The 18,985-nt window shown below is 72.5% G+C and carries 16 protein-coding genes and 1 tRNA gene; 11 read left to right on the plus strand and 6 right to left on the minus strand.

Annotated features, from left to right (window positions below):
* Positions 1 to 90 precede the first annotated feature (90 nt).
* The 3 genes from ACGFQ9_RS18415 to mycP are packed head-to-tail and all read left to right on the plus strand — an operon-like array spanning position 91 to position 3,346.
* Positions 91 to 636, plus strand: coding sequence for a hypothetical protein (locus ACGFQ9_RS18415; protein WP_393574833.1), 546 nt, complete (start codon positions 91 to 93; stop codon positions 634 to 636).
* Complete coding sequence (locus tag ACGFQ9_RS18420) at positions 636 to 2,126, plus strand: WXG100 family type VII secretion target (protein WP_393574834.1); 1,491 nt, start codon at positions 636 to 638, stop codon at positions 2,124 to 2,126. Before ACGFQ9_RS18415 ends, ACGFQ9_RS18420 begins: the two co-directional genes overlap by 1 nt.
* A gap of 20 nt (positions 2,127 to 2,146) precedes the next feature.
* Positions 2,147 to 3,346 carry a type VII secretion-associated serine protease mycosin gene (gene mycP / locus ACGFQ9_RS18425; protein ID WP_393574835.1) on the plus strand — a complete coding sequence of 400 codons (1,200 nt, stop codon included), beginning with the start codon at positions 2,147 to 2,149 and terminating at the stop codon, positions 3,344 to 3,346.
* A gap of 76 nt (positions 3,347 to 3,422) precedes the next feature.
* Here the strand turns inward: mycP and ACGFQ9_RS18430 are convergent.
* Positions 3,423 to 3,494: transfer RNA gene (locus ACGFQ9_RS18430), tRNA-Cys, on the minus strand.
* A gap of 206 nt (positions 3,495 to 3,700) precedes the next feature.
* Here ACGFQ9_RS18430 and ACGFQ9_RS18435 point away from each other — a divergent pair.
* The 6 genes from ACGFQ9_RS18435 to ACGFQ9_RS18460 all read left to right on the plus strand — a co-directional run bounded on the left by ACGFQ9_RS18435 (position 3,701) and on the right by ACGFQ9_RS18460 (position 9,949).
* The gene (locus tag ACGFQ9_RS18435; RefSeq protein WP_393574836.1) at positions 3,701 to 5,224 is read left to right on the plus strand and encodes an MFS transporter; all 1,524 of its coding nucleotides are present in this window, start codon (positions 3,701 to 3,703) and stop codon (positions 5,222 to 5,224) included.
* 45 nt (positions 5,225 to 5,269) lie between these two features.
* Positions 5,270 to 5,467 (plus strand): ribbon-helix-helix protein, CopG family, encoded by a 198-nt coding sequence (locus ACGFQ9_RS18440; protein WP_393575360.1) that lies wholly within the window; start codon positions 5,270 to 5,272, stop codon positions 5,465 to 5,467.
* Complete coding sequence (locus ACGFQ9_RS18445) at positions 5,468 to 5,851, plus strand: type II toxin-antitoxin system death-on-curing family toxin (protein ID WP_393574837.1); 384 nt, start codon at positions 5,468 to 5,470, stop codon at positions 5,849 to 5,851. It begins immediately after the preceding gene.
* Between the two features lie 118 nt (positions 5,852 to 5,969).
* Complete coding sequence (locus ACGFQ9_RS18450; RefSeq protein ID WP_393574838.1) at positions 5,970 to 7,757, plus strand: DEAD/DEAH box helicase; 1,788 nt, start codon at positions 5,970 to 5,972, stop codon at positions 7,755 to 7,757.
* Positions 7,758 to 8,352: 595 nt separating this feature from the next.
* On the plus strand, positions 8,353 to 8,994 hold the full coding sequence (locus tag ACGFQ9_RS18455; RefSeq protein ID WP_393574839.1) for an IclR family transcriptional regulator: 642 nt from the start codon (positions 8,353 to 8,355) through the stop codon (positions 8,992 to 8,994).
* A 160-nt stretch (positions 8,995 to 9,154) separates the two neighbouring features.
* Positions 9,155 to 9,949: a PDZ domain-containing protein gene (locus ACGFQ9_RS18460; protein WP_393575361.1), complete on the plus strand. Its 795-nt coding sequence runs from the start codon at positions 9,155 to 9,157 to the stop codon at positions 9,947 to 9,949.
* Here the strand turns inward: ACGFQ9_RS18460 and ACGFQ9_RS18465 are convergent.
* The 3 genes from ACGFQ9_RS18465 to ACGFQ9_RS18475 form a co-directional block, all read right to left on the minus strand.
* Positions 9,879 to 11,207, minus strand: coding sequence for an MFS transporter (locus ACGFQ9_RS18465; RefSeq protein ID WP_393574840.1), 1,329 nt, complete (start codon positions 11,205 to 11,207; stop codon positions 9,879 to 9,881). The two genes, ACGFQ9_RS18460 and ACGFQ9_RS18465, sit on opposite strands and share 71 nt — an antisense overlap.
* Entirely contained in the window at positions 11,204 to 11,785 is a 582-nt protein-coding gene (locus ACGFQ9_RS18470; RefSeq protein WP_393574841.1) for a helix-turn-helix domain-containing protein, read from the minus strand. The genes ACGFQ9_RS18465 and ACGFQ9_RS18470 overlap by 4 nt, the downstream gene beginning before the upstream one ends.
* 69 nt (positions 11,786 to 11,854) lie before the next feature.
* Positions 11,855 to 12,325 carry an Lrp/AsnC family transcriptional regulator gene (locus tag ACGFQ9_RS18475; RefSeq protein ID WP_393574842.1) on the minus strand — a complete coding sequence of 157 codons (471 nt, stop codon included), beginning with the start codon at positions 12,323 to 12,325 and terminating at the stop codon, positions 11,855 to 11,857.
* Between the two features lie 132 nt (positions 12,326 to 12,457).
* Here ACGFQ9_RS18475 and hppD point away from each other — a divergent pair, with 132 nt between their 5' ends.
* Positions 12,458 to 13,603: a 4-hydroxyphenylpyruvate dioxygenase gene (gene hppD, locus ACGFQ9_RS18480; RefSeq protein WP_393574843.1), complete on the plus strand. Its 1,146-nt coding sequence runs from the start codon at positions 12,458 to 12,460 to the stop codon at positions 13,601 to 13,603.
* A 414-nt stretch (positions 13,604 to 14,017) separates the two neighbouring features.
* Here the strand turns inward: hppD and ACGFQ9_RS18485 are convergent, their stop codons facing one another.
* Positions 14,018 to 15,484, minus strand: coding sequence for a tetratricopeptide repeat protein (locus ACGFQ9_RS18485; protein WP_393574844.1), 1,467 nt, complete (start codon positions 15,482 to 15,484; stop codon positions 14,018 to 14,020).
* Positions 15,485 to 15,605: 121 nt separating this feature from the next.
* Between ACGFQ9_RS18485 and ACGFQ9_RS18490 the strand changes: the two genes are divergently transcribed.
* Complete coding sequence (locus tag ACGFQ9_RS18490) at positions 15,606 to 17,174, plus strand: FAD-binding oxidoreductase (RefSeq protein WP_393574846.1); 1,569 nt, start codon at positions 15,606 to 15,608, stop codon at positions 17,172 to 17,174.
* 40 nt (positions 17,175 to 17,214) lie between these two features.
* Here ACGFQ9_RS18490 and ACGFQ9_RS18495 read toward each other — a convergent pair whose 3' ends face one another.
* Positions 17,215 to 17,694, minus strand: a complete 480-nt coding sequence (locus ACGFQ9_RS18495) for an SsgA family sporulation/cell division regulator (RefSeq protein ID WP_393574848.1) — start codon at positions 17,692 to 17,694, stop codon at positions 17,215 to 17,217.
* Between the last annotated feature and the right edge of the window lie 1,291 nt (positions 17,695 to 18,985).

An 18,985-nucleotide genomic window follows, 5' to 3' on the forward strand; every position in this document is an offset into this window, starting at 1 on the left:
CCGTACGTATGCGAACGGGGACGGGGAGCGGCGCCGCCGTACAACGGTGCGCCGTGCAACGGGGAAAGACGGGGAGACGGGGAGGCCATCGTGGCAGCGGACGATGCAATTGAGGCGGTGCTGCCGTTCGTTCCGGGCGGCAGCATGCTCTCGCTGGCGAACAGGGGGCTGCTGGCTGCCCAGGCGCCGGCCCTGTTCGTCGAGAAGCAGAACATGGTCGAGTACCGCAAGCGGGTCGACGCACTGCTCGACCAGCTGAAGGGCTCGAACGCGGACCACGGCAAGTTCGCCGACGGCACCCTGAGCTCGGGCAAGCTGGGCACGGGCTTCGCGGAGGCCGACGACCTCCACAAGGCCTACAGCAAGGTCCGCACCGAGATGGAGAACCTCTCGAAGGCGCTGGGTAACCAGATCGAGTCCCTCGCCATCGCCATCGAGGCGTCGCGGGTCGGCTACGAGAACATGGACGAGGAAGTCAAGGCGCGCATGCGGTCCCTGCAGAAGCAGGCGCGCGAGCAGTACGACCCGAAGCGGGACCCGGGCGCGCAGGCGCAGCACAAGCCGGAACCGAACGGGCCTTCGACGTCGTCCCCCCAGCCGAACAACGACACCAGCACGTCCGGGGGTGACATGTAATGGCGACCGACTTCGAGCCGTACTCGCACAAGGAACTGCTGGCGATGCTGGCCTCGGTGGACGCCGAGACCGTCAGGTCGCGCGGCCAGCTCCTCAAGGACGCCGAGATCGAGATCACGAAGATCGGCAACGACCTCAAGAACCACAAGGTCGAGAGCTGGGAGGGCGAGGCCGCCGAGTCCTTCCAGAACTGGGTCAACGGCCTGGGCAACTCCACGCTGCGGCTCGGCGAGTACAGCAAGACCGGCGGCACCTGGATGGTCAACGCTGCGCAGACCATCACCGAGGTCAAGGCCAACATGCCGAAGTTCGACCAGGGCGCGCAGGACAACCTGGACGCGGCCCGGGAGTACCGCAACGACCCGGACTCGGCGAAGATCGGCCAGGAGGCCCACTCCAAGCTGTCGGCGGACCGGACGCAGGCCGTGCTGGCGATGAAGAAGCTGGCCGAGTCGTACGAGCAGTCGTCTACGCAGATGAACGCGGCGCCGATCCCTACGTTTCCGCCGGCGCCGAAGGACTTTGTGCCTGAAGGCGCCTATGGCAGTGAGGAGATCAGCCGTTCGGGCGGATACACCGAGACCGGCTACGCCCCGAGGGAGGCGACCCGTTCCACGCCCAACGGTGACCCTCGTACGGACACTCCTGGCCTGATTGACGGCCATCAGCCGACGAATCCGGACCCCACCACGCCGGTCCAGCCCACGCCTCGGACTCCGGATTCGGTTCCGCCCGTGGTCACCCCCGACCGGGATGTGAACACTGACCTTGACACCGTAAAGACCCCTCCGCCCCCGACACAGGTCACGCCCACGCCTCCGGCTCCGAACGTGCCCCACGTCCCGGGTGGCCCGCCGCCCGTCGGCATGGTCCCGCCGGTGACCCTCCCGCCGATCGGCAGTGCCCCGCCGGTGAGCAAGTCCGTTCCGGGCGTTCCGGGGCCGCTCGGCCGTACCCCGGTGAACCCGACCGGCCCGCTCGTACCCGGACTGCCCAGGGGCGAATCGCCGCTCGGCAAGATCCCCGGCATGCCGGAACTCGCGCCGAGGGACAACGGTATCTCCGGCGGCCGACAGGTGAACCGGAGCGGCCCGAGCACCAGCATTCCGCGTGGCACGGTCATCGGTGAGGGCCCGCACGGTCAGCCCGGCCGTCCGGGAACGCCCGGATACGGTCCCGGCATGGGAGGCGGCAGCTTCGCGGGTGGTGCACCTGCCCAGGGAGCGCCCGGGGCTGGCCGTCGGCTGGCGCGGGAGTCCGGCGGTGTGATCGGCGGGCGCCCGGCCGCCGGCACGCCCGGTCAGCCCTTCACACAGGGCGGTTCCGGACTGCTTCGGGGCAGCCAAGCTGCCGGCCCCGTCGGTGCTGCCGGTGGGCAGCCGCGAGGCACTCGGCGGGACGAGCAGAACGGCGAGCGCCCCGACTACCTGGTCGAGGACGAAGAGACGTGGCAGGACAACCGCTGTGTTGGCCCGCCGGTAGTCGACTGAGCGAACGGACACTGCACGAGATGCGCATGCGGAAAGCCACGTCTGTCCTGCTGGGCTTGCTGTTGGCCGGGGTCGCCGCGACCCCGGCCCACGCGGCGAGTATCAGGGCGCAGCAATGGCATCTCGACTCCATGAAGGCCGACGAGATGTGGAAGGTCAGCACCGGTAAGGGGGTCACCATTGCGGTGATCGACAGTGGTGTTGGCCGTGTGCCTGAGCTGGAGGGCCAGGTCCTGCCCGGGAAGAACTTCGCGCCCAACGCCAAGGGCGATGAGCGCGTTGACCACAGCAATCACGGCACAGGCATCGCTGCCATGATCGCTGGGACCGGTAAGCACCCGTCCGGGGACGGCGCCTTTGGTATCGCGCCGGGTGTGAAGATTCTCCCTCTCCGGGTGAAGGGAGAGGTTGGTTCAAAGGAGCCGACGTGGACGGAGGCCATTCGGTATGCGGCGGATTCCGACGCCAAGGTGATCAATATTTCGCTGGCTACGACCAACGCGACTCAGACGGACGACCCTGACCGCGCTGCGGCTGTGAAGTACGCCCTTTCCAAGGGCAAGTTGGTCTTTGCCGCCGTGGGTAACTCGGGTGACACTACCAATGAGGTTGAGTACCCAGGCGCCACAGTGGGCGTCGTGGGCGTCGGAGCCATTGACCGCCAAGGCAACGCCACGGCGGAGTCCCAGAAGGGGGCCCAGGTTGACCTAGCGGCTCCCGGGGTCGACATCGTCACCGCATGCACGAGCAAGACCGGCGTCTGCAAGACACACGGCACCAGTGACGCCAGCGCCCTAGCCTCCGCCTCCGCTGCGCTCATCTGGGCCGCCCACCCCGACTGGACCAACAACCAGGTCCTCCGGGTCATGCTCAACACCGCCGGCAAGCCCCGTGACGGCGTCGAGCGGAACAACCACATCGGGTACGGCGTGGTCCGTCCGCGGATCGCGCTGAGCAACCCCGGCGACCCCGGCCCCGCCGACAAGTGGCCGCTGCCCGACCTCGCCGCCGCGGCCTCGCCCGCGCCCGGCTCGTCCGGGTCCGGTGAGGCCGCCGCGCCGTCCGCCGGGGCCTCCGCCGCACCCTCGCCCGCCGCGCAGGCGGCCGACAAGGACGACGACGGCGGCAGCAGCCTGCCCTGGATCGCCCTCGGGATCGGCGCCGCCGTGCTCATCGGCGGAGCCGTCACCGCAGTCGCCGTACGAGCCAGGAACCGCTGACCTTCGCGCAGAAGGAGCTCGGATGTGAGTGAAGGCCGCCCGGAACGGATTCCGGGCGGCCTTCGGCACCTCTCCGAGGCCGTGGCGGGAATTGAACCCGCGTACCCCGCTTTGCAGGCGAGTCCCTGGGCCACTCGGGCACACGGCCGTGGGTTGTCTTGCTGATCATGACCGTACGGCGGACCGCGCCGGGGCCGGAAGGGGAACCCGGCGCCCGCAACGGGACTGCCATGCCGCGTTCACAAAGGGCCTTCGCCGGACCGTGGTCGTCCGCCGGTCCTAGGACTCCCGGAGGACCCCGCATCCGCCGAAATGACAGGGACGAAATACGGTCATGGCCCTTACGCTGGTGCGATGAGCGCCCTCGAACCCCGTGCCGACGAGACGGCCGACGACACCCCGAGACCGTCCGCATCCGAGCCGGCCGGCGGTGGCGGCGGTGGCGGCGGTGTCCTCGGGCCCGCGCACCGGACGCTCAGCATCGGCATGATCAGTGTGATCTTCCTGATCGCCTTCGAGGCCACCGCCGTGGGCACCGCCATGCCCGTCGCCGGCCGCGAGCTGGACGGGATGGCGCTGTACGCCTTCGCCTTCTCGGCCTACTTCACCACCAGCCTCTTCGGCATGGTGCTGTCCGGCCAGTGGAGCGACCGGGACGGCCCGCTGCGGCCACTGGCCCTCGGCATCGCCGCGTTCGCCGCCGGCCTGGTGCTGGCCGGGACCGCGGGGGCCATGTGGCTCTTCGTGCTCGGGCGCGCCGTGCAGGGGCTGGGCGGCGGGCTGGTCATCGTCGCGCTGTACGTGGTGGTCAGCCGCGCCTACGACGAACACCTGCGGCCCGCGATCATGGCGGCCTTCGCCGCCAGCTGGGTGGTGCCCTCCATCGTCGGCCCGCTGGCCTCCGGCACGGTCACCGAGCACTTCGGCTGGCGCTGGGTGTTCCTCGGTATCCCGGTGCTGGTGGTCATACCCCTGGCCGTCGCGCTGCCCGCGATACGCCGGACCGCGTCCGGCCCGGTGGACCGCACCGCCGCTGCCGCGCCCTTCGACCGGCGGCGGATCCGGCTCGCGCTCGGCATCTCGGTGGGCGCCGGGCTGCTCCAGTACGCCGCCCAGGACCTGCGCTGGCTCTCCCTGATTCCGGGCCTCGCGGGCGCCGCCCTGGTGGTGCCGGCCGTGCGCGGGCTGCTGCCCCGCGGCACCTACCTGGCGCGGCGCGGGCTGCCGGCGGTGGTGCTGCTGCGCGGGCTCGCGATGGGTGCCTTCATCTCGGCGGAGAGCTTCATCCCGCTGATGCTGGTCACCCAGCGCGGGATCAGTCCCACCCTGGCCGGGTTCGCGCTGGCGCTCGGCGGACTGACCTGGGCCGGCGGGTCGGCGATCCAGTCCAAGGCGCGGATGGCGCCGTACCGGGAGCGGCTGATGGTGCTGGGCATGGTGCTGGAGGCGTTCGCCATCGCCGCGGCGCCCCTGGTGCTCATCGAGTCGGTGCCGGCCTGGATCCTCGCGCTGACCTGGGCGGTCGGTTGCCTGGGTCTGGGCCTGGTGATCGGCTCCACCAGCGTGCTGCTGCTGAAGCTGTCGCCGCCGGAGGAGGCCGGGACCAACTCGGCGGCCCTCCAGATCTCGGACGGGCTGGCCAACGTGGTGCTGCTGGCCGCCGGCGGCGCGGCGTTCGCCGCCCTCGGCGGCGGGGCGGTGGGCGCGGTCCACAGCGCGGTCGGCGACGCGGCCTCGGGCGCCGCCTCGCACCCGGGGGCGTTCGTGGTCATCTTCCTGCCGATGGCCTGCGTGGCGCTGGCCGGCGCCTGGGTGGCCACCCGGCTGGATCCCGTCCGAGCTGCGTCGGCCACTGCGGACTCACCCGCGCGGGCGTAATTAGTACCACTTCGGTACCGCCGCTGGTACCGTTTTGGTATGGCTATGAACCTGCGTCTCCGCGACGACCAGACCGAGGCTCTGAAGCAGCGCGCCGAGCAGGAGGGCCGCAGCATGCACGCGATAGTGCTCCAGGCGATCGACCGGTACCTCGAGCAGGAGGCGGATCAGCAGACCGTCCGCCGCCTCGGCGAGAAGTACGCCAGGCACCACGCCGACCTGCTGCGCCGCCTGGGGGAGTAAGTGAAGTACCTGACCGTCCAGGAAGCCCTGGAACTGGCGGAGCTGGCCATGGGGGGACAGCGGGTCGAGGTGCGTGACCTCGGCCTGCTGAGCTCCGCCGTGCACCGGCCCCAGTCGCAGATGTTCGGCGTCGAGGCGTACACGGACCTGTTCGAGAAGGCCGCCGCGCTGTTGCAGTCGCTCGCCGTGAACCACCCCCTGGTGGACGGCAACAAGCGCATGGCCTGGATGTGCACGGTGGTCTTCCTCGATTTCAACGGCACCGACATGGTCGACGTCGACCAGGACGAGGCGTACAAGCTGGTGATCGAGGTGGCCAGCGGCTCCCTTGAGGACGTGGAACTGATCGGGCGGAGTCTGAGGGCGCTCCACGAAGCCGTGTGACGCTCGCCGCACGTCCCCAGGTCACGGGCCTGTCCCTCCGCGAGGGGCGGGCCCGCCCCGGTAGGGTGGCCCGGTTGTCCTACGTACGACTTCCCCCGAGAGCCCCGAACCGGAGACCGTGACTACTACCGCCTCCCACCACCTCTCACCCGCCTTCCCCGGCCGCGCCCCCTGGGGCACCGCCAGCAAGCTGCGTGCCTGGCAGCAGGGGGCGCTGGACAAGTACATCCAGACCCAGCCCCGTGACTTCCTCGCCGTCGCCACCCCCGGCGCCGGCAAGACCACCTTCGCGCTGACCATGGCCTCCTGGCTGCTGCACCACCACGTGGTCCAGCAGGTCACCGTGGTCGCCCCGACCGAGCACCTGAAGAAACAGTGGGCCGAGGCCGCCGCCCGGATAGGCATCCGGCTCGACCCGGAGTACTCGGCCGGCCCGCTGAGCAAGGACTACCACGGGGTCGCGGTCACCTACGCCGGTGTCGGCGTACGCCCGATGCTGCACCGCAACCGCTGCGAGCAGCGCAAGACCCTGGTCATCCTCGACGAGATCCACCACGCCGGCGACAGCAAGTCCTGGGGCGAGGCCTGCCTGGAGGCCTTCGACCCGGCGACCCGGCGCCTGGCCCTGACCGGAACCCCCTTCCGGTCCGACACCAACCCCATCCCCTTCGTCACGTACGAAGAGGGGAACGACGGGATCCGGCGGTCCTCCGCCGACTACACCTACGGCTACGGCAACGCCCTCTCCGACGGCGTCGTCCGGCCGGTCATCTTCCTCTCCTACAGCGGCAACATGCGCTGGCGCACCAAGGCCGGCGACGAGATCGCCGCCAAGCTGGGCGAGCCGATGACCAAGGACGCCATCAGCCAGGCGTGGCGCACCGCCCTCGACCCGCGCGGCGACTGGATGCCCAACGTGCTGCGCGCCGCCGACACCCGGCTCACCGAGGTCCGCAAGGGCATCCCGGACGCGGGCGGCCTGGTGATCGCCTCCGACCAGGATTCGGCGCGGTCGTACGCCAAGCTGATCCGGGAGATCACCGGCAGCAAGGCCACCGTGGTGCTCTCGGACGACGCGGGCGCCTCGAAGAAGATCGACGAGTTCAGCGCGAACGACGACCGCTGGATGGTCGCGGTCCGCATGGTGTCCGAGGGCGTCGACGTGCCCCGGCTCGCGGTCGGCGTGTACGCGACGACCATCTCCACCCCGCTGTTCTTCGCGCAGGCCGTCGGCCGTTTCGTGCGCTCGCGCAGGCGCGGCGAGACCGCGTCGGTGTTCCTGCCGACCATCCCCTACCTGCTCGGCTTCGCCAACGAGATGGAGGTCGAGCGCGACCACGTCCTCGACAAGCCGAAGAAGGCCGGCGAGGACGAGGACCCGTACGCCGAGTCCGAGAAGGAGATGGACGAGGCGAACAGGCAGGAGGACGAGGACACCGGCGAGCAGGACATGCTGCCCTTCGAGGCGCTGGAGTCCGACGCCGTCTTCGACCGGGTGCTGTTCAACAGTGCCGAGTTCGGCATGCAGGCCCACCCGGGCAGCGAGGAGGAGCAGGACTACCTGGGCATCCCGGGCCTGCTCGAACCGGACCAGGTGCAGATGCTGCTGCAGAAGCGGCAGGCCCGGCAGATCGCGCACAGCCGGAAGAAGCCGGACGCGGAGGCGGACCTGCTGGAGCTGCCCGCCGAGCGGCGGCCGGTGGTCTCGCACAAGGAGCTGCTGGAGCTGCGGAAGTCGCTGAACACCATGGTCGGCGCGTACGTCCACCAGAGCGGCAAGCCGCACGGCGTGATCCACACCGAGCTGCGGCGGGTGTGCGGCGGACCGCCGAGCGCGGAGGCCACCGCGGGGCAGCTGCGGGAGCGGATCAAGAAGGTCCAGGAGTGGGCCACCCGGATGCGCTGAGCCCGCGGCCGTGAGCGCCTCGCACCATCGGTGCGGGGCGCTTTCGCATGGCCGGTGGGACCTTCGCACCATCGGCCCGCGCCCCGCGCGCCGTCGGTATGAGCCCTTCGCACCATGGGCGCGGGCCCAGCCCGGGCCGGCCGGTGGAGCACTTCCTACGAATTGGGTCCCCGCCGGTCTCGTCGGTGCCGACAGGCACCCGTTTCCCGGGGCCGGGGGACGGCCGTCCGACCGGCCGTCGCCGCTGACCGGAACTTTCTGTTCCGAGGTCTCCACCCCGCAGTTTCGACCCCGATCGGAGCCGCGGGAAGGAAAAAGCCTCCTGTGGCAATCGAGGTTACGAATCGGTACAACAGCCGTGCCCCAAAACGCACATACGGGGATTCCGCGCCCGGATTCTGGACGAGCCCTTCCGCTGAGCGGGACCCGCTCGCTACTGTCCCCGCATCGATACGCCCCGTGGCAGCGCCGCCGCGGGAGCGCATGCCGGTGCCATGTGGCCTACCCGGCGGCCTCTCCGTGCGTCGCCGATGGGACCGGTGCCGCCTCCGCCCGTGAGAGTTCACCGCCGCTCACCAGAAGAGGGAGAGGCGTCGTGACCGCGGAAACCTCCCAAACTCTCGACAGGGGACTCAGAGTCCTCAAACTGCTCGCCGATACCGATCACGGTCTGACCGTCACCGAGCTCTCGAACCGCCTCGGGGTCAACCGGACCGTCGTCTACCGTCTGCTCGCCACACTGGAGCAGCACGCCCTGGTCCGCCGCGACCTCGGCGGCCGGGCCCGGGTCGGTCTCGGTGTGCTGCGGCTGGGCCGGCAGGTCCACCCGCTGGTACGCGAGGCGGCCCTGCCGGTGCTGAGATCGCTCGCCGAGGACATAGGCGCGACCGCCCACCTCACCCTCGTCGACGGCACCGAGGCACTCGCCGTGGCCGTCGTCGAGCCGACCTGGACCGACTACCACGTCGCGTACCGGGCCGGGTTCCGCCACCCCCTCGACCGCGGAGCCGCGGGCCGAGCCATCCTGGCCGCCAGGCAGGGTGGGCTCATCGAGCCCGGTTACACCCTCACCCACGGAGAGCTCGAAGCAGGCGCGAGCGGAGCCGCCGCCCCGCTGATCGGCATCACCGGCCTGGAAGGCAGCGTCGGCGTGGTCATGCTCGCCGACGCGGTGCCCGAGCGGGTCGGCCCGCGCGTGGTGGACGCGGCCCGCGAGGTCGCGGACGCACTCCGCTAGCGGGCCCCGGCCGTGTGGGCAGTCGTGCCGCAGGGCGGCACGGGTGGGCACACGGCACCCGGCGGCGCACCCGGCCGCAGCTCCACGCGGCCGGGTGCCCTGGCCCGGCCCGACGTACCCGGCCGGGTCCCCGCGCCGAGCCCAGTAGATTGGCCGGGTGCTGCTCTCACGCCTCTCTCGTCTCCCGCGCCCCGTCGCCCTCGCCCTGTGCGCCGCGCCGACGCTGGTCCTGCTGGTGGTCGCCGCCTTCGCGCCGCTGCCCTTCGTGCTCGCCCAGCCCGGCCTGACGGCCGACGTGCTCGGCAGCAAGGACGGCAAGAGCGTCATCACGATCACCGGGGCGCCCACCCATGAGACCCGTGGGCAGCTCCGCATGACCACCATCGTCGCCACCGGCCCCTCGCAGGACGTCAGCCTGCCCGACCTGGTCGACAACTGGTTCCGCACGGACCGGGCGGTCATGCCCAAGGAGGCGGTCTACCCGACCGGGGGCTCCGACAAGGAGATCGAGAAGCACAACCTGGAGCAGATGGCGAAGTCGCAGTCGACCGCGACCGAAGCCGCCCTCGGGTACCTGAAGAAGGACCCCAAGCAGGTGAAGGTGGACCTCAACCTCGCCGACGTCGGCGGGCCGAGTGCCGGACTGCTCTTCTCCCTCGGCATCGTCGACAAGCTCGACGGCGACGGCAGCGGCGACCTCACCGGCGGCCGCACGATCGCCGGTACGGGCACCATCACCGCCGACGGCAAGGTCGGCCCGGTCGGCGGGGTCGCGCTGAAGACCCAGGCCGCCGCGCGGGACGGGGCGACCGTGTTCCTCGTACCGGAGGCCGAGTGCTCCGACGCGCGGTCCGAGCTGCCGGAGGGGCTGCAGCTGATCCCGGTCACTTCCCTGTCCGGTGCGGTGTCCGCCCTCCGGGAGCTGAACAAGGGAGGCTCGGTCCCGTCCTGCTGACGTCCGCACGCCCGGCCTCCTCCGGCGGCCGGTCCATCGTCCGCCAGGCCGGGAACACCAGCGGGGCCAGGGTGGTCAGCAGATAGCCGCCGCCGAACAGCAGCAGCGCGCCCGGGATGCCGAGCCCGTCCACCAGCAGGCCCGCGCCCAGCCCGCCCAGGGGCATGGTGAGTTCGCAGCCCGCCGTGGTCACCCCGAGGACCCGGCTCCGCAGTTCCTCCGGCACCCGCTCGTACATCACCGTGCCGAGCACCGGGTTGAGCACGCCCGCGCCGAGCCCGGCCACCGCCATGGTCACCGCCAGCGGCAGGGTGCTGTCGGTGAGGCCCGCCACCACGTACCGCGGCGCCCCGCTGATCAGGAATGCCCCCGTGAACACGGCCAGCCGGGGCAGCCGTTCGCCCCACATCCCGTACAGCAGCGCACCGATCAGGGCGGATCCGCCGAAGAGGGAGACCAGCAGGCCGACGGCGGCGGCCCCGCCGAGGTCGGTTCGCCCGTGCACCGGCAGCAGTACCGAACTCCACCCCTGGTCAAGGCCGTTGGTCAGCATCACCATGACGGTGATGCCCAGCAGCAGCCGGGACCGCATCAGGAACACCCAGCCCTCGCGCAGTTCGGCGCGGTAGCCGGCGAGGGAGACCGCGCCCGGGGCCGGCTGCGGGTCGGCGGCCGGCACCCCGCGGATCAGTACGCCGACCAGCAGCGCGGAGACCGCGAAGGTCGCCGCGTCCAGCAGCAGCACGGACTCCGCGCCGGACACCGCCACGAGGACCCCGGCCACGGCGGCCCCGGCCATCCGGGCCCCGCGGAAGACGGCGTCGTAGAGGCCGGCCGCCCGGCCGAGCCCGGTCCCGGCGCGCTCGGCGAGGGCCGGCAGCAGCACCGAGCGGGCGGTCATGCCGGGGGTGTGGGCGAGGCCGCTCAGGGCCATCAGCGCGCACAGCATCCAGAAGTGCAGCAGCCCCGCCCAGTGGAGCAGGGGCACCGCGCCCACCGCGATGCCGCAGAGCAGGTCGGAGAGGACGGAGACGCGGCGGCGCCCGATCCGGTCGATGACGGGCCCGCCGACCAGGGCGGCCAGGACCACGGGGAGGGTGGCGCAGAAGGCCACCACCCCGGCCCGGCCCGCGCTTCCGGTGGTCTGCAGCACGAACCACGGGACGCCGATGAGCGTGAGCGAACTGCCCGCCACCGAAACGGCGTTGGCCGCTAAGAGGGCGGCGAAGGGAACCCGCGGACGGGCGGGCGTCCTCATCGCGCGTCCAAGGTCTCGTGAGGGAAGGCGTGCACGTGGAAGCGGACCGGCAGGGCGCCCTCGGCCGGGGGGAGTCCGCGGTAGCCGTCGATCGCGTCGTGCAGCTTGTGGATCAGCTCCAGGCTCTGCTCGGGAGTGAGCCGCACGGTGAAGTCGCTGAGGTCCGACCCGCGCCGCCACTCCTGGGGCCAGGTGTGCGCACGGCCCAGCCAGGCGCCCAGCTCCTGGGCGTGGATGGCGGCGATCTCGCGGAGGAAGACGTCGGCGGCCCCGCGCACGTCCGGGTCGGCGTCCTCGGTGAGCCTCTCGTCGAAGGCCGTGCCGTCGTGGACGGCCCGCCACCAGCGCTCCCGCCCCTTGCCGTGGCCGGGGTCGTCCTCGACGAACCCGTACGAGGCCAGCTGGCGCAGGTGGTAGCTGGTGGCCCCGCTGGACTCGCCGAAGCGCGCGGCCAGCTGCGATGCGGTGGCGGGGCCGGTGTGGCGCAGGGCTCCGAGCAGCCGGATGCGGAGCGGGTGGGCGAGGCCGCGCAGGGCGCGGGCGTCGAGCTTGCGGAGGTTGAGCTCGTTCTCGGGCATGCCGCGAGCGTAGGAACGCAAAGGAATCCATGCAATGGTTCCTTTGCAAAGGATTCTCTGTAAAGCGCCTCAGTGGTCCTCGGCGGCCTGTTCCACGAGCGGGATGATCCGCAGCGGGACCGGGTTCTCCATCACGATCGCCGTCGAGGCCCGCACGATCCCCTCGAAGCCGACCACGCGGTCGATCACCCGCTGCAGGTCGGCGTTGGAGCGGGCCACCAGCCGGCACAGCATGTCCCCGTGCCCGGTGGTCGTGTGCAGTTCCAGCACCTCCGGCACCGTCGCCAGGTGTGCCCGTACGTCGGCCCCCTGGCCCTGCTTGATCTCCAGCGTGGCGAACGCGCTGACCGGGTAGCCGAGCGCCGCCGGGTCCACCTGCGGGCCGAAGCCGCGGATCACGCCGTTCGACTGGAGCCGGTCGAGCCGGGCCTGGACCGTGCCGCGGGCCACGCCGAGCCGCCGCGAGGCCTCCAGGACCCCGATCCGGGGCTCGCGCGCGAGCAGCACGATGAGCCTGCCGTCGAGCTTGTCGATGCCCATGTGGCATGCCTTCCTTCCGTCCGCTGGTCATACTGCACAGATTTCCCATTCATCCTGGGCTATCGCTGGTCAGTATGTACACCCGAACAGGGAACTATTGCGCAGCTTGTGGATCGGCGGGACTCTGCGCTCATGACTGAGACCCTGGATCACACCCCCGAGACCGCGCGTGAGGCCGACCCCTTCCCGGTGAAGGGCATGGACGCGGTGGTCTTCGCCGTCGGCAATGCCAAGCAGGCGGCGCACTACTACTCCACCGCCTTCGGCATGAAGCTCGTCGCCTACTCCGGACCGGAGAACGGCAGCCGGGAGACGGCCAGTTACGTCCTGACGAACGGCTCCGCCCGCTTCGTCCTGACCTCGGTCATCAAGGCCACGACCGACCACGGCCGGTTCATCGCCGAGCACGTGGCCGAGCACGGCGACGGCGTGATCGACCTCGCCATCGAAGTCCCGGACGCGCGGGCGGCGTACAAGTACGCCGTCGAGCAGGGCGCCCGCGGCCTGGACGAGCCGTATGAGATCTCCGACGAGCACGGCACCGTGGTGCTGGCGGCCATCGCCACCTACGGCACGACCCGCCACACGCTGGTCGACCGCTCCCGCTACACCGGTCCCTACCTGCCGGGCTTCGCCGCCGCCGACCCGATCGTCGAGCCGCCGGCCAAGCGGACCTTCCAGGCCATCGACCACTGCGTGGGCAACGTCGAGCTGGGCCGCATGAACGAGTGGGTCGCGTTCTACAACAAGGTCATGGGCTTCACGAACATGAAGGAGTTCGTGGGCGACGACATCGCGACCGAGTACTCGGCGCTGATGTCCAAGGTGGTCGCGGACGGCACCAAGAAGGTGAAGTTCCCGATCAACGAGCCGGCGATCGCGAAGAAGAAGTCGCAGATCGACGAGTACCTGGAGTTCTACAACGGCCCCGGCGTCCAGCACATCGCCCTCGCCTCGAACGACATCGTCGCCACCGTGCGCACCATGCGCGCCGCCGGCGTCCAGTTCCTGTCCGTCCCGGACACGTACTACGACACCCTGGGCGAGTGGGTCGGCGACACCCGCGTGCCGATCGACGAGCTGCGCGAGTTGAAGATCCTCGCGGACCGCGACGAGGACGGCTACCTGCTGCAGATCTTCACCAAGCCGGTGCAGGACCGCCCGACCGTCTTCTTCGAGATCATCGAGCGCCACGGCTCCATGGGCTTCGGCAAGGGCAACTTCAAGGCCCTCTTCGAGGCCATCGAGCGCGAGCAGGAGAAGCGCGGCAACCTCTGACCGCACCCCGGCTCCACCGCCGCGCAGCCCCGCCCCGACCGGGCGGGGCTGCGCGGTGTCCGGTCCGGGGGAGCGCGGTGCGAGGGGACGGCCGCCCGCAGGGCACGGCCGGCGGTTCCGGAGGCGGGAGGGGAGCAGCCGGACCCCGGCCGTGGCGCGTCCGAGGCGTCGACGAGCCGGCCCGGCGGCCCGCAGGCCGGTACGCCGGTACACCGGTACGCCGCGGGGCGGGCCGGGCGGGGGCCCGGCGGTCCGCCGGTCGGGGGGCCGGCGGACCGCCGGGAACCGGTCCGCCGCCGCGAGGCCGGGCCCTCGTGTCGGCGGGCGCGGCCCCGGGGCCACCCGGGTGCGGGCGGGAGGCCCGCAGAGCCGGGGCGGCGGGCCTCGACGCCACCTCCCGGCCCCGCGCGGTGCTCAGTGCTTCGGTTTGGCCGGGACGATGTACTGGCTCATGTCCGGCGCCACCCAGGGGCCCTTCGGCTGGACGTTGTCCGGTCCGCCCCCGGCCGGCTCACCCAGCCGGCTGAGCGCCTGTCGCGCCAGCGGCGCCCGTACCGGCGAGAACCGCGGATTCGTCCGCAACGCCAGCTGCAGGTCGCGCCGCGCCGACGCCACATCGCCCAGCCCCCGCTCGATCTGCGCCCGGTGGTACGCGAACTCCGCGCTCCGCAGCCCCAGATCCGTCGCCTTCTTCGCGTACTCCAGAGCTTCCTCGTCGTCCCCCGCCCGGTGCAGCGCCCAGCCCAGCGCGTCCGCCACCGGCACGCTCCGGTGCCGGGCCCACTCCGCCGTCAGCCGCCGCACCGCGTCCGCCGGGTCGCCGTGGTCCGCCTCGTACAGCCCGAGCACCACCGACTCGTTCACGCCGTTCGCCGTGCCCTTGGCCGCCAGCACGCCCAGCATCGCGTACGGCCCGTCCGCCGCCCGAGCCTCGTCCTCCCGGCCCGACGCCTGCAGCAGCTCGCCCAGCTCCAGCGCCAGCTGCGGCACCGGCGACCGGCCCAGCGCCATCCGGTAGTCCCGGACCGCCTCCCCGCTCCGCCCCATCGCGGCCAGCGCCCGCGCCTTCCCGCCCAGCGCCTGGTCCTGCGCCGGGTCCGTCCGCAGCGCACCCTCGAAGAAGCGCAGGGCCTCCGCCGCCTCGCCCCGCTCCCAGGCCAGTTCGCCCAGCCGGTACAGGCAGTACGCCTTCTCCGCCGGGGTCTTCGCCGCGCCGGCCGCCTGCTCCATCGCGACCGCCGCGTCCTCGCGCCAGCCCCGGTCCCGGTAGACCTGCGCCGCCTTCGAGTACGCCGCCAGCCCGGGCCGCAGCTCCAGCAGCCGTTCCAGCGCCGCCTCGGCCGCCTTGTACTCGCCGACCCCGGTGTACGCGTCCACCAGCACCGGGTACGCCGTCCAGCGCCGCGGCGACTGCGCCCGGACCAGCTCACCCCACTTCTTCCCGGTCACGAAGTCCCCCCGGGCATTGGCCAGCGCGCCCATGCCCGTCATCGCGTCGAAGTTGCCCTTCTCGGCCGGCCGCAGGTCCAGCGAGCGCTTGAACGCCCGCTCCGCCTTCGGGTACCAGGCCGCGTCCGGCCCCCGCCGCGACTGCTCCAGGTACGCCGCCCCGAGCACCGCCCACGAACCGTGGTCGTCCTCGTGCCCGCGCAGCCACTTCTCCCGGTCGTCGATCAGCGCCGTCAGGTCCACCTGCGCCGCGGGCGCCCCCATGCCGACGGCCGAGGCCGCGCGTTCGGAGGGTCCGGGCGGGCGGGCGTCGTCGTCGACCCGCGCCGGGCGGACCAGCAGCGCCGCGGCGATCAGGACCACGGCGACCGCCGCAGGCACGAGCGTCTTGCGGCCGGTGAAGGTCACGGGCCGCTCCGGCTGGTATGCCACGTCTTGGCGTTCTTCGCGTTCCACCCGCTCACTGTGCGTCAAATATGAAGAGTGAGCCGCGGTGTCCGAAGAGGGTCGCGGCCGGGTTCACACCGATGGCCCCCGGTGCCACCCTGGTCCGATGGACGATCTTCAGGTTCGGCCCACCGCACAGTCCGCCGCGCACCACCCCGCGCAGCCGGCCGCGGATCCCTCCGTGCAACCCCTCTCACACCCTCCCGCGCAGCCCCGTGAGCCCGGCGCACCCCACCCGGCGCCCGACCCCGCCAACAGCCCCGCGCATGCCCTCACGCACGGCCCCGCCGACGGCCCCGCGTACGACCTCGCGGACCTGCACGCCCGGCTCGCCGCCGGCCTCCCGCCGGAGGCCCTGCTCACCGACCCCGACGTGACCGCCTCCTACGCCACCGACATGGCGAGCTTCTGCACCGCCGGCCGGCCCGCCGCCGTGGTCCTGCCCCGCACGGTCGAACAGGTCCGGCACGTCATGCGCACCGCCACCGCGCTCCGCGTCCCGGTCGTCCCGCAGGGCGCCCGTACCGGCCTGTCCGGCGGCGCCAACGCCTCCGACGGCTGCATCGTGCTCTCGCTGATCCGGATGGACCGGATCCTGGAGATCGACACCGTGGACCGGATCGCCGTGGTCGAACCCGGCGTGGTCAACGCGGTGCTGTCCCGGGCGGTGGCCGAACGGGGCCTGTACTACCCGCCCGACCCGTCCAGCTGGGAGCAGTGCACCATCGGCGGCAACATCGGCACCGCCTCCGGCGGTCTGTGCTGCGTCAAGTACGGGGTCACCGCCGAGTACGTGCTCGGCCTGGACGTCGTGCTGGCCGACGGCCGGCTCCTGCGCACCGGCCGCCGTACCGCCAAGGGCGTCGCCGGGTACGACCTCACCCGGCTGTTCACCGGCTCCGAGGGCACCCTCGGGGTGGTCGTCGGGGCCGTCCTCGCGCTGCGCCCCGCGCCGCCCCGGCAGCTCGCGCTGGCCGCCGAGTTCCCGTCGGCGGCCGCGGCCTGCGAGGCGGTGTGCGCGGTGATGGAGGCGGGTCTGACGCCCTCGCTGCTGGAGCTGATGGACCGTACGACCGTACGCGCGGTCAACGCGCTCGGCAGGATGGGGTTGCCGGAGACCACCGAGGCGCTGCTGCTGGCCGCGTTCGACACCCCGGACCCGGCGGCCGACCTGGCGGCGGTGGGGGAGCTGTGCACCGCCGCCGGCGCCACGGCGGTGGTGCCCGCGGAGGACGAGGCGGAGTCGGAACTGCTGCTCCAGGCACGGCGGATGTCGCTGACCGCGCTGGAGGCGCTCCGGCCCGCCACGATGATCGACGACGTGTGCGTGCCGCGGTCGCGGCTCGGGCGGATGCTGGACGGGACGGCGGCGATAGCCGAACGGTACGGGCTCACCGTCGGGGTCTGCGCACACGCGGGCGACGGGAACACCCACCCGGTGGTCTGCTTCGACCCCGCCGACGAGGACGAGGCCCGGCGCGCCCGCGAGTCCTTCGACGCGATCATGGCGCTGGGGCTGGAACTGGGCGGCACGATCACCGGCGAGCACGGCGTCGGCGTGCTGAAGAAGGAATGGCTGGCCCGCGAACTCGGCCCGGTGGGGCTGGAGATGCAGCGCGCGGTGAAGCACGCCTTCGACCCGCTGGGCCTGCTGAACCCCGGCAAGCTGTTCTGACCCCGCCGGGCGCCGTTCCGCCGTGCCGCGCGGCCCGGGTTCACACGTCGCCTTCCGCGGACTCGTCGGAGGGCCACGGGTCGCGCAGCCAGACTTCGTCCGCCGGGGTCGGGGCGAGCAGCTCGGCGAGGGCCTCGTCCAGACCGAGCCGCTCCGCCTCGGTGCCCGGCGGGACCACCCGCAGCGTGCGTTCCAGCCAGGCCGAGAGCGCGGCGGCCGGGGCCTCCATCAGGGCGTCGCCGTCCGGGGAGCTGAGGGCCATGCAGAGCACCGCCTTGCCGTCGACCTTGGTGGGCCAGATCCGCACGTCTCCCTGACCGCACGGCCGGAACACCCCCTCGACCAGCAGCTCGCGGGCGAAGGTCCAGTTCACGGGTGCGCTGGAGCCGGCGTGGAAGGTGATGTGCACGGCGTACGGGTCGGTCGTCCGGTACAGCAGGCGGGCGGGGACGGCGACGCTGCGCTCGGGCGAAAGGACCAGCTTCAGTTCCAGCTCGCGCTCGATCACGGGGTGGTGCATGGCGGTGCCTCTCTCTGCGGTGCGGGCGGGCCGAGTCGGCCCGACATGAGGAGAGAGCACGGTGCTGTCCGGGTATGACGCGACTTCGGGGCGGCTGGCACAGGTTGGCCGGAAGTCATCGTCTGGCCGGAACGGGACCGTGGGGGCGGAACCGCACAGGGTTCCCTCGAACGCTTGGAATCTCCCGTTACCGGCCCTGCGGGAGCGGCGTTCTTGGTTATGGTCCTCCCTTGCGCACGCCCCTTGTGCCACGCGCACAAGCCTCAAGCCACGATCGGAGTTGGGGACATTGACGGCCTCCCCAGGTGACGGTGAGCACGCGGCCCGCGAGGGCTACTACCCCGATCCGTCCATCCCCGGATTCGTCCGCTACTGGAACGGTTCCGCGTGGGTGCCGGGGACGAGCCGCCGTGTGACCCCGGAGGACGAGGCGGCGTGGGCCTCCGCCACCGGCCCGGCCGACCGGAGCCGGCCGGGAGGAGGTCCCGGTGCGCAGGACCTCCGTACGCCGGCCCCGCTCCCCACGCCGCGGCCGGCGCCGGCGCCGGCTCCCGCACCGGACCGCCGGCCTGCCGCGGGCTCGCATCCCGCACCCGGACCCGGCCGGGGTCCGGCCCCGGCCGGCTCCGCGGGACCGATCCGCGACGCGGTCGCGGCCCCGGGACCTGCTGCCGCCCCGGCTCCCGCCCCGGCTCCGGCTCCCGCCCCGGCTTCCTGGCCCGCTGCCCCGGTGCCCTCACCCGCACCGTCTCAGTGGCCCGCCGCCCCGGGCGGGGCCTCCACCCCGGCGCCGGCCTACGGCGCGGCCCCGGCCGCCTCCTCCCGGGGCGCGGCTTCCGCCCCCGCGTCGGGTTATGGCGCGGCCCCGGCCTCATGGCCCGCCGCCTCGGCTCAGGCTCCGGGTTCCGCCCCGGGCACGGCCCCGGCCCCCGCGCCGGGCCATGGCGCGGCCCCGGCTTCGCGGCCGGCCACGTCAGTTCAGTCTCCGGGTTCCGCCCCGGGCGTGGCTTCCGCCCCAAGCGCGGGTTCCGTCCCCGCGTCGGGATACGGCGCGGCCCCGGATTCGTGGTCCGCCGCGTCGGCTCAGCCTCCCGGGTCTGCCCAGGGCGAGGCCTCCACCCCGGCGCCGGCCTACGGCGCGGCCCCGGATTCGTGGTCTGCCGGCTCGACTCCGGCCCCCGCACCGGCGCGGTGGCCCGCTGCCGGGTCTGCTGCTGCTCCGGCCCCCGCCCCGGGAGTGGCTTCTGCCCCCGGCGCCGGCCACGGTGCGGCCCCGGCTGCCCGGCCCGCT

The organism is Streptomyces sp. NPDC048603 (assembly GCF_043199475.1).
In the GTDB taxonomy this organism is placed as follows: domain Bacteria; phylum Actinomycetota; class Actinomycetes; order Streptomycetales; family Streptomycetaceae; genus Streptomyces.